Origin of the sequence: Hominimerdicola alba (assembly GCF_900112155.1) — a bacterium.
GTDB lineage: Bacteria > Bacillota > Clostridia > Oscillospirales > Ruminococcaceae > Hominimerdicola > Hominimerdicola alba_D.
Map to the genome: position 1 here is coordinate 24,465 of NZ_FOKQ01000033.1, position 14,456 is coordinate 38,920.

A 14,456-nucleotide genomic window follows, 5' to 3' on the forward strand; every position below is an offset into this window, starting at 1 on the left:
ACATAATATAGGAGGGTTAAAAATGAAAAATTTCAAAAGAATCATTTCGGGCGTAACAGCGCTGGCACTTGCCTGCGGTCTTTCGCTCAACGCATCAGCTGAACTTAAAGAGGGCGATTCAAAGGCTTACAGAGGAACAGGCTATCTGGCTAAGTGCGAGGTAGTTTCCGTTAAGGACGACAAAAGCACCGTTAAGGTGACACTGAAAAACACAAGCAAGAAAACTATAAACCACTGGGCAGTGGGGTTTGACGGCGGCTTCTTCGGTAAAATCGAGGACGTAAAGTACGGCAGGCTGTTCACTCCGGGAGAAAGGTATAACAACGTGATAAGGGACTGCGGCACTAACGGTTCTGTTGCGCCGAACCAGTGTGTTTCGTTCAGCTTTACCATGCTGGATTGGGAAAATCGTAGTGAACTTCCCGAGAGGATAAGGGTCTACTCCGATATCAACAAATCCAACACCGTCGATGAACTGAACACTGCTGCAAAAATATGTTATAATTTTGTAATCATCGATGTTATGACTTATGGCGGAGATCAGGGCTATACAATTTATGATTGCTTCGAGAACGGAGCATTAGCGAATTCAAATTCAAAGGGCGGCATGAAAACGGGCTTCAATTACAAATACAAAGCCTATGGCGACTATGTGATAAATATGATAGCATCGCAGTATGCACGCGGAGATATAAGCGTATACGTGGATAGAAGAGAATTTGAAAGTGGGTTTGATTTCTTTGTTCAGGTAAGGGATAACAAGACAGGCAAGGTAGGTCAGTATCCGCGCCCGACAGATGGTACTGCCGAGTGGGGTACATTTGACCTTGATGCGCCATTACAGGCAGATTTCAGCGAATCTCAGCTTGATATCGCTGCTTCGGAAGCATATGGATGTGTAGTGAATTATATTTGCAATCTGGTGAGCGAGGGTCACGATTATCAGAGCGTCCTTGAAAAATGCAATTTTCAGGCTATCTCAAAGGAAGGTCTGAAGATAGACATGAAAGCATCTCTCTCCGAGTGCGACAAGCTAATCAACGATGAGTTGAAATACAATTATGAGGGTATCAGTGTATATGTTAGTGAGATAACATATGATGATGGGTTTAAATTTAGTGTTCAGACAAAGGATCCCGCAACAGGGAAGACGGGTCAGTATTCTGATCAAGAGAGTATTAAATGTTATGGCTAATACATAATAAACGGACGTATCGCAAGAGCAAAACAGCTGATCTGTCGGCTGAACCATCAACGTAAGGCACAAAGCCAAAATTTAAATTGAACTATAAGGCGGGCGGTCATATGATCTCGTGGAGATGCGGGAGGTGACTGCCCGCCGTTTTTGTATGCGGGTATATGCTGATGGATGTAATTGTTTCGCGTGGAATATTTGTTTTTTTTGTGAGCATTCCAAAAGATGCCACTGTATGCGGTCGCATTGGCTGGTATGGGTTTCGTAGTGGTTTGGGTCAGTGGTATACGAAGGCATGGGCTCGTATTTATGCACAAAAATCAACGTGAGGATTTGTGACAGCAAAGAGAGTTATGTGAAAATTTGGAGAAATTTTGATATAAGTGTTGACAAACGGGATTATATAGTGTAAAATTACACCATAAAAGTAAATCGACACGAATTGGGGTGATAAAATGAACCGTGATGAATTCATCAGCATGATGAGCAAAAACCTTAAACTGGTGAGGACGGAGTATGAACTCAATCAGGATAAAATGGCGCACTGTCTGGGGATATCGAAGAAAACTCTGGTGGAGATAGAAAAGGGAAGAACTCTGCTGGGTTGGACGGGCTCGGCGGCACTGGCTGTTATATTTTCGGACAGCAGTGTTTTGCAGAATGCTTTCGGCGGCGAGATGAGCGACCTGGTCAAGGCGCTGGCTTTTGATGATACCACCATCAACTTTCGTCAGACTCATGGCGGGAAGGTATGGTGGAGGCAGATAGAAACCACCGATAAATGGAAGATACAGCAGAACTACATCTCACAGCATTACCGCCTGCTTACTGCGGGTGACAGATGTGTATATTCATCGTTCCATCTGGAGAAAGTCAGGAAAGCGGCGGCAGAGTATGAGCAGGGGCTTTGACGTGCGAAGATGATATCGGAAAAGAGAAACATCATAATAAGACTATCGCTTGGGCTGCCTGTTTGCGCGGCAATGACGATATTCTGGGCGAAAGTTATGGTAAGTGCCGAATATGGCGGCATAGCTTTTTTCAACTCTGGCGGGGATTATATAGCAGCCGCGGTCATACTGCCGATATTGTATATAATTTTTAGCAGAGTGATGGCGAAAAAGCTTCCTGTTGAAAACGGGATATGGGATGCTGTTTGTTGGGCGATGATGTTGATAGTATATCCGGTACTATCGCTTGTTTGTCATTTCGGACTGTAAAAGCGGACAAAAATAAAACAGATACTTTGTGCAGAATGATACCATAAAAAGAGAAGAGACAAAACGTATAATTATAGTAAGAGCTTTTAATAGCGCGGTCAACGTGCAAAAGAAAAGCTCTGCTGTCTTGAACATTTGTGAACTGTATGTTATAATATATAGAACAAATATTTTTGAAGTACTTTCCCCTTGAATGGGGCAAAGGGGTGAAACTATGCTTTTTATAATATTATGGGTGTTATCGCCGATCGTGCTGCTGCCTATGTGCATAAGTTCTTCATCGAAGCGAAAAAAGATGAATCGTTTCATTGATCAGCTGTACAGAGAAAAAAGAATAACCTCGATGGAGAAGTATGCGCTTAAAACAGACGCGGAAACTAACGCCCAGAAACGTTACAATTATTCGCCTGTCCAGAGGAACGACGGTCCTTTCTTCAATGACAAGGCTCGCTACACTTATGGGCAGAAGGGCGTTCAGAACGATGCGGGATCTGTTGGGTATGTTCCGAAGGCACAGCAAACTACTGCGGCGGCGCAGAGTGCTCCGGTGACTTGGGAAGATATCGCGGGACAGAAGAAAGCTCCCGAAGCTGCACAGGCTGAGATCAAACCTCAGCACCATCACAGCGGTGTTGACCTTGTGAAGCATGACGATGCTGAAAAGGTCATCGGCACAGAGATTGTCGAGAAGACAGTTTCTCAGCTTACAGAAGAAAAGACTGTTCAGGAGGATACCGCACAGGAAAGACCCGCGGAGGAAAAGACTGTTCGGGAGGATACCGTACAGGAAAGACCTGCGGAGGAGAAGCCTGTTCTGGAGAATACCGTTCAGGAAAGACCCGCGGAGGAGAAGCCTGTTCGGGAGAATACCGTACAGGAAAGACCTGCGGAGGAGAAGCCTGTTCGGGAGAATACCGTTCAGGAAAGACCTGCGGAGGAGAAGCCTGTTCGGGAGGATACCGCACAGGAAAGACCTGCAGAAGAAAAGCCTGTTCAGGAGAATACTGTTCAGGAGAGACCTGCACAGCAGATGCCTGCGGCGGCGGTACATACTATGCCCGAACAGCGTGCTGTACCTATGAGTTCTGCGGAATACAACAACAGACAGCCTCTTCCCGAATGGGCAAGACCTCAGGCTGTACAGAGACCTCTGCGCGCGGAGAGACCGAAGCGTCAGAAGAAGCAGTACAGCTCTGCGGCAGTGCTTACGGGTATAGGTATTACATTCGTGGCGCTGGCGGGTATAATATTCTCAAGAGCGTTCTGGGTACAGATGAGCGACTGGACAAGAGTCGGCGTGCTTGCGGGACAGGCAGTGCTGTTCTTTGCGATGTTCGGTTTTGCGCATAAGAAACTTAAGATAGAAGGCACTGCGGCGGCGGTATACATACTGGGCTCGGTGTTTGCAACCATAGCTTACATAACAATGGGATACTTCGGGCTGATGGGAGCCTGGTACGGCTTCGAGGGCGGAGGAATGATGCTATTCCTTGCTATGGGCGCTTTGCTAGTGACGTTCTTCTCGGCGGGCGCGATGAAAGTATTCTCAAAACCATTCTGCGAATATGCAGCCTGCGTATCTATGGCTATATCCGGCACGCTGGTGCTGGCGCAGTTCGCTAACTACTTTGAATACAACAAGTACGCAGCTTTCTCCATGCTGATATCAGCGGCGGGTCTGCTGGCATCGATAGTATTCTACGGCAGCAAGTCGGCGGGCAAAGAGATATCAAAGCCTGTTGAGATAACTTACAAACTGGTAAAGGGTGCCTATGCGTTTATCGCTGCGCCATGCCTGTTGGCTGACTTCGCCGGCAGGAATGAGATCATTGGCTGGTCGCTGTTCGGCTGGGGCTTATGGCTGATATATACAGGCGAGACACTCTGGCACGCTATACGCAAAAAGAGCGAGCAATGGCTGGCTTTCCATGCGGTGCTTTTACTGACGAGCTTGCCGAGCCTGTACATGACACTGGGCAATTATGCTCAGTTCACACTGATAATAACAATATTCTCGGCTGTAGGCAGCTGGGCATATATCCTGCTTGACAGTAAGAAAGCTCTGCTTTTCAGGGCGGATAAGGTACACAGTACCATGCGTCTTATCCTGACACTGGTAACTGCACCCGTGCTGTTCATACACCCTGTTGACAGCCCGTTACACCTTGCGGTCCTCATTATATGGGTGATAGACTTTGCGGCTATGGCTTCGTACTACAGGCTTCAGGCTTTGCTGATACCTCAGTGTGCGGCTATACTGAGCCTGTCATACGAGTTTATACTCAAGCTTGGTCGTTCATCGATAGCTAACGGCGAAGAGCTTGCTTCACTGATAATACTGATGGTCGGCATTCTGGGTACCGGTGTTTACAGATATCTTGACCGAAAGGGAAAGACATTATTTAATGCAGATGCCACAAATATCATCATGAGAGTATTGATGAGCCTGCCTGCTGCGCTGTATCTTACAAATGAGCTGAACAGATGGGACAGATACTGCTGGGCTATGTGCCTGCTGATGATAGCTGAACTCAGCGTTTATGCTGTACTTTACCGCAGAGAGCGTGAGATATTCTTCCGCTTCCCGTTCATAGCGGCGGCGGTATTCATGCTGATCCCCAATAACTTCTATGCTTACGGCATTGAGAAAGCGCATCTTTACGCGCTGATAATGTTTGGCATGAGTGTGGTGCTGACGGCGGCTTACATGATACTTCGTCATTACAAAAAGACACTGTTCGATGCAAAGCGCTTTATATACAGCGCAAAGGCAGTTATCGGCGGCGGCTGTCTGCTGCTGGTTTATGCTGACGAGCAGTCACATGGCTGCTTCAGCTGGGTATCCTGGACACTGATCGCCGGATTGGCAGTTGAGACACTGGTATATGCCATCATCAAAAAGAACAAGTATCTGCTTCTGGCACACAATGTCTGCCTTGCGATCATGCTTTGTGAGTGCGGAATTCTCATGAATGATGTTCAAGTCTTTGCATTGTTCGTAACAGCGCTTCTGGCAGTGCTGACTATGATATACTTCTACCTGGAAAAGAAGAACAAGCTGAGATTCAGTGCGCTGAGTTCTATCATAATGATGCGAGGATTTTTCGGACTTGTAGCACTTTCATCCATGGTGAAATATTTCGGCAGCTGGAATTGGGAGTGCTTCGGTCTGGGCATCATCATCGCGACAGAAATGCTGTATTACAGCATATCAAGGCGCAGCAGCACCCTGCTGCTCGGTCATATGGCGGCGCTTTCCTACTCATTGTGGCAGGTACGTCAGTTGGTGAACGACCCGCTGGCATTCGCGCTGTGGTCAACGGCGATACTGGCAGTTCTGACCATGGTATACGTCTTCCTGAAAAAGAAGAACAAGCTGCTGTTCAGGGCGGATATTCCTGTTATGCTGATGCGCGGACTTTTCGGACTGATAGCGCTTTCCTCCATGGTGAAATATCTCGGCAGCTGGAACATTGAATGCTTCGGCATTGGCATTATCGCGGCGGCGGAAATGCTGTATTACAGCATCACAAAGCGCAGCAAGGGCTGGCTGTTCTGCCATATGGCGGCACTTTCCTACTCGTTGCTGCAGGTGCGCCTGCTGGTGGATGACGGCTCGGCATTCGCGCTGTGGTCAACTGCACTTCTTGCACTGCTTACCATGCTGTACTTCCGCATGGAATCAAAGGGTAAGCTGCTGTTCAATGCGACAGTTCCTGTTTTGCTGATGCGCGGACTCTTCGGAATTATGGCGATCTACTGCATGACAGATAATTTCAGTACCTGGAACTGGGACTGCTTCGGCTTAGGCATAATATTTGCTATGGAGATGCTGTACTACGGTATTATCAAACGCAGCCAGGCACTGCTTGCCTTTGAGGTGGCAGCCCTGACCTACTCCTTCTGGCAGATAGGACGCTATGCTGAGAACTTCTCGGTATTCGCGCTGATATGCTGCATCACAGTTGCGGCGGGAACACTGGCAGATGAGTTCATAAAGAAAAAGCGCTTTGAAGTGGGACTTCTTATCACAGGCACAAGAATAGTATATCTGATGTTCTACATTCTGATGCTTGTACTTGAGTTCCCGAAATTCAGCTGGATGTCTGTAGCAGTATGGACTATCCTTCCTGCTGAGATGATATTCTACGGTATCAGAAGCAAGAACAGTATGTTCATACATCTGCAGAGCCTTGAACTGCCTGTACTGTTCTATGTGCTGAGCAGTGTGATAGGTGATGCGCTGGGCGGCGGATACAACAAGGTATTCATATTCGCTATGCTGACAGCTGCTGCCCTTGCAGTATACTATATAATCCCTGCGGTCTACACACGTATGGCAGACTGGCTCTATACGCTCATGCTGTTCGGTTTGGCTGTACGGCTGCTTGACGGCGCGGCACTGCCTTACGGCGTGATAGTTATGGCAGTAGTAGCGGTGTTCATTGCGGTACAGGCTTTCGGCGGCAATCACGGACTGCAGTCGCGCATCATGGAGTTCTTCCAGCCTGTGCCCGAGATAGTCACAGCGGTAATGCTTTCGGGCTATCTTGAACGTGAATACAATATGCACTGCAGGACACTTGCAATGGGAATATGCGCAGCGGTACTCTGTGCAGGTGCATTCGCACTGGGATTCGGCAGCGAGGAAGAGCGCAAATACAAGTTCATGAAGTACACGATGGAGATCGGCTCCTGTGTATCGCTTTTCATGGCATACAGCACAAGGCGCGACCTTGTAGCGGCACTGATAGTTACTGTGGTAAGTGCGGCGCTTTACGCGGTGATCCATACATCGTCAAGGAACTACCACTCGGTAATACCGCTGTTCACACTGTTTATGGGTGCGGATATGTCAGCCCGTGCCATCTGGTATGACCCGATGAGCGAGGGCAATGCGGTAATACTGTTCTCGATAGCTATGACAGCAGTATTCGCTGTGATCTCGAGACTGATGTTCCGCAATGGTATATACAAAAAAGACGAAAGAAGGACCATGCTGGATACAGCGCATCTGGGCATACTGTTCTGCGTGATAAGCTGCTTCTTCGTAGAAAGCATGATGTTCTCGCCCCGTGCAAGAAGCTTCATAGCGCTCCTTGAACTGGCTGTATTCGCAGCAAACTGCATCCGCCGCGAACACTCGCATCATGCAAACAGAGCGGCTATGACTTGCTCGGCAGGTCTGGTATGTGCAGCGCTTATGGTAAGACCTTTTATGGTATCTGAAAACAGCACTATCACGACCAAGATAATACTTGCGATAATCGTACTGTTCGGTATTGCTGTGAAGAAGATCTGGAAAGACGACGAAAAGCTGTCGTCTGAGTTCAGCCAGGCGGTATTCATGGCGTCGTTCCTGCTGCTTATCGCAGACGGTCTGATGAACCAGTCGCTGATGAACTCGCTGATAGTACTGAGTATTTCTCTGGTACTGCTGATATTCTCCTTCGTGAAAAAGACCAGACGCTGGTTCCTGGTATCTGCGGCTGCACTGCTGGGACTGACGCTCTATATCACAGGAGACTTCCTGGCGGCTGTGGCATGGTGGGCATACCTCCTGCTTGCGGGCATACTGCTGATAGCAGTTGCTGCCGTAACAGAGTATATGCGTCAGCACGCAGTAAAGGATCCCAACGAAGAAAGATTCTTTGTTGACTGGAAATGGTAGTATACCGATAATACATAATAAGAGCGCTTCTGCTGAGATACAGCAGAAGCGCCTTTTGTTTATAAAAACGAGCAAAATACATAAAAATCAATAAATGCCATATTTTTACTGTGCAGTGCAGACAAAAATATCATGTGGATTTTGTGCAGAGTGGCGTTGTAAATGATCGATTTGTGGGAATTTCTCAAAAATACTTGCATGGTGTTTGAAATTATGGTATAATAATATGGTCGTATATATTTGAATTTTTATGTACAACGCATATTTTACGATATGGAGGTTCACTTAAATGAAAGGCGATCTGCATTGTCATACAACCCTTTCGGACGGTTCACTGGGCATAGAAGAAGTCATCGCGCAGGCTAAGCGCATGGGACTGGATTTTCTCGCCATAACCGACCATGATACTCTGTCATCATCAAGCCGTGCGCAGATACTCGGCGACCGCTACGGCGTTAAAATAATACAGGCTGTGGAGCTTTCCGCATGGGACAAAAAGCGCAACGAAAAGGTGCATATCCTCTGCTACGCGCCTCAGAAGCCTAACAGGCTCGAAGGTCTGTGCCTGAAATCATGCCAGATAAGGACCGAGTGCGCCAAGGATATGATAAACAAGGTGATGGAACGATTCCCGATACCAAGGGACGCTGTGATGAAGTACACCAAGGGTTCCAAGAGCATATATAAATCACATATTATGCGTGCACTGATAAGCTACGGCTATGCCACCGAGTTTTACGGTTCGGTGAATGACAGGCTGTTTTCGTACCCAAGGGGCGAGTGCCTTGTGACGAGAGAGTATCCCGATGTAAATTTTGTGCTTGACCTGATACATTCTTCAAAGGGTGTGGCAGTACTTGCTCACCCGCATATGTTCGGCAATATCGAGCTTATGAAAGAGCTTGTGGAGGCCGGCAAGCTGGACGGCATAGAGTGTTTCCATGTTTCCGCCACAGATACCCAGCAGAGGGCTCTGAAGAAATATGCCGAGGAGCATGACCTGATAGTAACAGGCGGTTCGGATTTCCACGGGCTTTATAACAGCACTATGACCCATATCGGCAAGTTCACTACCGATGAGGAAAACCTTGAAAAGCTGTTCAAGCTGATACATCTGAATGCGAAAAAAGCGAAAAAAGTTGGCGAGGCTTCGGATATACAGGCTAAGGAAGATACTTCGACGGCAGAAGAGGCTTCTGCGGAGGAATAATAGAGAAAGAAAAAAGGACAGCTCAGGCTGTCCTTTTTTGGTTAAAGTAAAGTGTTGGAGGTGCCGGGGCTTGTCTCTTTGGCAGTTCCCGCTAGTTTGCTCTTTACAACATCTTCTTCAAATACATTCCCGTATAGCTCTCCGCACAATTCGCGATATCCTCGGGTGTACCCGTACATACGACTGTACCGCCCTTATCTCCACCCTCGGGACCAAGGTCGATGATATGGTCGGCTGTCTTTATCACATCAAGGTTATGCTCTATCACAAGCACTGTATTTCCCGCATCAGCAAGCCTTTGCAGTACTTCTATCAGCTTATGGACATCCGCTGTATGCAGACCTGTTGTGGGCTCATCAAGGATATATATGGTACGCCCTGTTGCACGCTTTGCAAGCTCCGTTGCAAGCTTCACGCGCTGTGCTTCACCGCCCGAAAGCGTTGTTGCAGGCTGACCTATCTTAACATACCCAAGACCTACTTCGTAAAGGGTCTGAAGTTTGCGCTGTATCTTCGGCATATTCGTGAAGAACTGCACGCCCTCTTCGACTGTCATTTCCAGCACATCATAGATGTTCTTGCCCTTATACTTTACTTCCAGCGTTTCACGGTTATACCTCTTTCCGCCGCAGACTTCGCAGGGCACGTAAACATCGGGCAAGAAGTGCATCTCTATCTTGATGATGCCGTCGCCTTCGCAGGCTTCACAGCGTCCGCCCTTTACATTGAAGGAAAATCTGCCCGAATTATAGCCTTTCATCTTAGCGTCCTGTGTCTGGGCGAAAAGCTCACGGATATCGGTAAAGACCCCTGTATAGGTCGCGGGGTTCGAGCGGGGTGTTCTGCCTATAGGTGACTGGTCGATATTGATGACCTTATCGAGATGTGAAACGCCTTCCATCTTATCGAAATCTCCCGCCCTTGTTTTTGCGCGGTTGAGTTTTGCCGAAAGGTACTTATTGATGATCTCGTTCACCAGCGAACTTTTTCCGCTGCCCGAAACGCCTGTAACACAGGTGAAAGTTCCCAGCGGTATCTTCACGTCTATATTTTTCAGATTATTCTGCCTTGCGCCCTTAACCGTGAGAAACTTGCCGTTGCCCTGACGTCTTTCCGTGGGCACGGGTATTTTTCTTCGTCCGCTGAGGTACTGCCCTGTTATGGACCTTTCGCAGGCTTTTATCTCCTCGACTGTTCCCTGCGCAACAACTTCTCCGCCGTGTATGCCCGCTCCGGGACCTATATCGACTATATGGTCGGCGGCATACATGGTATCTTCGTCATGCTCAACAACTATCAGCGTATTTCCAAGGTCGCGCAGACGTTTCAGCGTTGCTATCAGCTTATTGTTATCCCTCTGGTGCAGACCTATGGATGGTTCATCCAGGATATACAGCACGCCCACCAGTGAAGAGCCTATCTGTGTTGCAAGGCGTATTCTCTGGCTTTCGCCGCCCGAAAGCGTACCTGCCGCACGGGAGAGGGTCAGATATTCCAGACCCACGCTGGCAAGGAATCCCAGCCTGTCCTTTATCTCTTTGATTATCCTTTCGCCTATGAGCTTTTCACGGTCGGTGAGTTCAACGCTGTCCATAAATTCCAGCACGCCCACAACAGATTTATCGCAAAGCTCCGCGATATTCAGTCCGCCAACGGTGACACTCAGGCTCTCGGGGCGAAGTCTTCTGCCCTTGCAGGCGGGGCAGGCTTCCTCTGTCATATTCGCCTCGATATCAGCCTTTGACCATTCGCTGTTTGACTCTTTATAACGCCTTTCCAGGTTGGGGATTATGCCCTCAAATGCAGAATCGTATTCCGCTTTATAGAACTTGCTGCCGCGGCTCAGGTGCAGTTTATGGTCACCTGTACCATAGAGAAAAAGTCCCAGCTGTTCCTCTGTCAGTTCGCTGACAGGCTTATCAAGCGGAACACCGTATTCCTCGGATATCGCCCTGAAATACATATTGGCTATGGAGCTGTCGTCAGAAACGTTCCAGCCGCTTGCCTTGATAGCGCCCTCGGATATGGAAAGGCTCTTGTTAGGCACGATAAGGTCGGGGTCAATCTTTTTGAATACTCCAAGACCAGTACACTTTTCGCAGGCGCCGTAGGGGTTGTTGAATGAGAACATTCTCGGAGCAAGCTCGCCTATGGATACACCGTGTTCTGGGCAGGCGTAGTTCTGCGAAAAGGTCATTTCCTCGCCACCTATGACATCGGCTGTAACAAGTCCTCCCGTCAGCGAGGATACGGTTTCGATACTGTCTGTCAGTCTCGACTTTATGCCGGGCTTTATCACAAGTCTGTCCACCACTATCTCAATGGTGTGCTTCTTGTTTTTTTCAAGCTCGATATTCTCCGAAAGGTCATAGGTGATGCCGTCCACACGCACGCGCACATAGCCCGACTTCTTGGCCTGCTCGAACTCTTTCTGGTGAGTGCCCTTTCTTCCGCGGACTATGGGGGCAAGGAGCTGTATCTTGGTGCCCTCTTCCAAAGACATCAGCTGATCGACGATCTGATCTGCCGTCTGCTGTTTTATCTCACGTCCGCAGACAGGACAGTGCGGCACACCTATCCTTGCGTATAAAAGACGAAGATAGTCATATATCTCCGTAACAGTACCCACCGTTGATCGGGGGTTCTTAGAAGTGGTTTTCTGGTCGATGGATATAGCGGGAGAAAGTCCCTCGATGCTGTCAACATCGGGCTTGTCCATCTGCCCCAGGAACATTCTGGCATAAGAAGACAGTGACTCCACATATCTTCTCTGACCGTCCGCATAGATCGTATCAAAAGCCAGCGAACTTTTTCCCGACCCCGAAAGCCCCGTCATGATGATCAGCTTATCGCGGGGTATAGTAAGATCCACATTTTTAAGGTTATGCTCTCTGGCACCCTTTATGATTATTTCGTTAATGGGCATTATATCAACTCCGTTTGGTTTCAGCTGTTAAGCTGTATGACTGCGTAATACTTGTTTTGTATGTTTATGGAATAAAGGACTTCTGCTTTATCAGTATCAGTGATATCCGCAAGGCGGTCATCGGCAAATATGATTTCATCTTTATGCTTTTCTTCAAAAGCAGTGTCAGCAATATTTTTCATTTCATCAGCATTATTTTCAAAGAACTGCCTGTCATTACCGATTATCCTTTTGTACCATTCACCATCCTTGTCAAAAGTTTCTATGGGCGCTATTACCATATCCACCTGTCTGCCATCGGTATTTCTGCCGAAACTCTCCTTATCGTTGACATTGGATATGAATATGCCGTCAGCCTTTCTCAGGTACGACGGAAAGCACTGAGTATACCATATATTTCCTGTACCATTGCTTGCGAACAGCAGGACATTCCTGCCTTCGGAATCCTTTGCCAGGTCAGTATAAGTAGAGGTGTGCTTTGCCAGAAAAGGTGTCTGCTCGTTTATGTTTATCACGCAGATAAGTGCTGCCGCCATTATCAGCACAGCTATCTCTCCTACCCTTTTCGGGATATCCCTCAGTATTGCATACACAAACCCGACTACTGTCAGGCATACCAGCGGCATAACAACGAAGAGATATCTCACACCAGGCTGACCCATCTCCTTGATATCGCTCATCGTTGGAAGCATCAGTACAAAAACGGTATTTGCAATGAGAAACGCAACGAAAGTACCGTCTATCGCTCTTATATCCGCAGGTATCTTCTTGGGCAGAGCCTTTATCCATGCAGCTGCCCCACGTACAAAATTCTTGAACCAAACTTCTTTTCGAAACAGGAAGCACAGCGGTACACATATAGCTGCAAGAACTGCCAGCACTGCGATCACATAATAGATCGTTGATGACTTGTATATCGAAAACTCCTTGCCGATGGTGTGCTTGAAAAGCAGATCGAGGACAAATAAAAGACGTGTTCTGTAAGTGCCTTTGTATGCCTTTCCATTACCAATATTTTTATATAAAAAAATGTGCTTTATCACGTAAGGATAAGCTGCACAGAAAGCTCCCAGCGCGGCAGTCATTGAAAGTCCGTAGACGAACATCTGCTTCACCCTTTTGCGGGCAAGCATATACAGACATACCACTGCTGTGAAGATACCGCAGATTATCGCCATGGTGTAATTTGTAAAAAACAGCAGGAAAGCTGTCACAGCCATTGGCGGAGCGTACTTTTTGAGATCAAAACCCTTTTCCTTGTCATAGCTTCGGAAAAGCTTTGCGCTGAAATAATAGTACATGGTTATGAGCATGGTCATGAAGCAGTACTGCCTTAAAAACAGCACTGTGGAAAGCGCACCTGTACCTGCACCGTAAAGCAGGCAGACTGTCAGCGCCAGGGTATCCTTATCGGTGTACAGCTTTGTCAGCTTGAACAGGAATATCTGTATGAACACCATGCTCACAAGGTTTATGGAGAAAGCATACCACAGCGAAAAGCTGTTAGGGAAAAATGAGCATATCGTGTGAAGTATCGAGTAATACAGCGGAGGGTGATGGTCAAGCACCTGATTGTGGTACACCGAATCATATGAGAACCGCTGACCCTCCTGCACCGTGAGATAATCGTTCATCACACTGCCGTCTATCCATTTGTTGGCGATATCAGAGCCCTCGTAGCCGCCTGTGTAATCGTCCTGATAGATTCCGTCCTCAAGATATATAAATGGCTTGTAATAGCTGTTGGCAAGTCCGTAGCTCCAGAGTTCATCCGAGTGAGTACCCTGTTTTTCATATGCAAACACATAGCAGGAATATATCAGCTGTATGATTATCATCACAGCCAGCACTATATGCGCTCCGTGCTTTTTATAAAAACTATTTTCCGTCTTATCCAATGCCATTGCCTCCTCAAAATATCTTGTAAAATCTCGTAAATACTCGCGAAATCTCAGTATTTCATAAAGTTATGTTCAAGAAATGAACCAAGTTATGGATGATCCAAAGCATTGAATGCCGGATTTAACGTTATCAGGGTATAGCAAACAAAACGTCTTGAGAGATCTGTTTTGACAGCCTTGATGCGACCCATATCCGTTACGGCAGCAAACCTCCTCTGTCCAACGGGATCATTCGTCACGTGAAGTCCCAACTTCCTTCGTTCTGCCTATCCATAACAGGGCGTCGGCGCAGCTCCATTGCGAGGTCATGCCCCTTGGTAATAATTCCTGCCG

At 47.5% G+C, this 14,456-nt stretch carries 7 protein-coding genes; 5 read left to right on the top strand and 2 right to left on the bottom strand.

Annotated features, from left to right (window positions below; translation table 11 throughout):
* Positions 1-22: 22 nt before the first annotated feature.
* The 5 genes from BM265_RS15205 (at position 23) to BM265_RS15225 (ending at position 9,296) form a co-directional block, all read left to right on the top strand.
* Positions 23-1,195, top strand: coding sequence for a hypothetical protein (locus BM265_RS15205; RefSeq protein ID WP_074962860.1), 1,173 nt, complete (start codon positions 23-25; stop codon positions 1,193-1,195).
* 455 nt (positions 1,196-1,650) lie between these two features.
* The gene (locus tag BM265_RS15210) at positions 1,651-2,106 is read left to right on the top strand and encodes a helix-turn-helix transcriptional regulator (RefSeq protein WP_074962861.1); all 456 of its coding nucleotides are present in this window, start codon (positions 1,651-1,653) and stop codon (positions 2,104-2,106) included.
* Positions 2,107-2,202: 96 nt separating this feature from the next.
* Positions 2,203-2,415: a hypothetical protein gene (locus BM265_RS15215; RefSeq protein WP_143098748.1), complete on the top strand. Its 213-nt coding sequence runs from the start codon at positions 2,203-2,205 to the stop codon at positions 2,413-2,415.
* A 295-nt stretch (positions 2,416-2,710) separates the two neighbouring features.
* Positions 2,711-8,086, top strand: coding sequence for a hypothetical protein (locus BM265_RS15220; RefSeq protein ID WP_177219609.1), 5,376 nt, complete (start codon positions 2,711-2,713; stop codon positions 8,084-8,086).
* Positions 8,087-8,375: 289 nt separating this feature from the next.
* Complete coding sequence (locus BM265_RS15225) at positions 8,376-9,296, top strand: PHP domain-containing protein (protein ID WP_074962864.1); 921 nt, start codon at positions 8,376-8,378, stop codon at positions 9,294-9,296.
* Positions 9,297-9,399: 103 nt separating this feature from the next.
* Here the strand turns inward: BM265_RS15225 and uvrA are convergent, their stop codons facing one another.
* Positions 9,400-12,222 carry an excinuclease ABC subunit UvrA gene (uvrA, locus tag BM265_RS15230; protein WP_074962865.1) on the bottom strand — a complete coding sequence of 941 codons (2,823 nt, stop codon included), beginning with the start codon at positions 12,220-12,222 and terminating at the stop codon, positions 9,400-9,402.
* 20 nt (positions 12,223-12,242) lie between these two features.
* Complete coding sequence (locus tag BM265_RS15235) at positions 12,243-14,120, bottom strand: glycosyltransferase family protein (protein ID WP_074962866.1); 1,878 nt, start codon at positions 14,118-14,120, stop codon at positions 12,243-12,245.
* Between the last annotated feature and the right edge of the window lie 336 nt (positions 14,121-14,456).

Bases quoted from the DNA above. Each gene is read 5' to 3' on its own strand.
- BM265_RS15205 (WP_074962860.1), top strand. From the start codon at position 23: ATGAAAAATTTCAAAAGAATCATTTCGGGCGTAACAGCGCTGGCACTT.
- BM265_RS15210 (WP_074962861.1), top strand. From the start codon at position 1,651: ATGAACCGTGATGAATTCATCAGCATGATGAGCAAAAACCTTAAACTG.
- BM265_RS15215 (WP_143098748.1), top strand. From the start codon at position 2,203: ATGGTAAGTGCCGAATATGGCGGCATAGCTTTTTTCAACTCTGGCGGG.
- BM265_RS15220 (WP_177219609.1), top strand. From the start codon at position 2,711: ATGAATCGTTTCATTGATCAGCTGTACAGAGAAAAAAGAATAACCTCG.
- BM265_RS15225 (WP_074962864.1), top strand. From the start codon at position 8,376: ATGAAAGGCGATCTGCATTGTCATACAACCCTTTCGGACGGTTCACTG.
- uvrA (WP_074962865.1), bottom strand. From the start codon at position 12,222: ATGCCCATTAACGAAATAATCATAAAGGGTGCCAGAGAGCATAACCTT.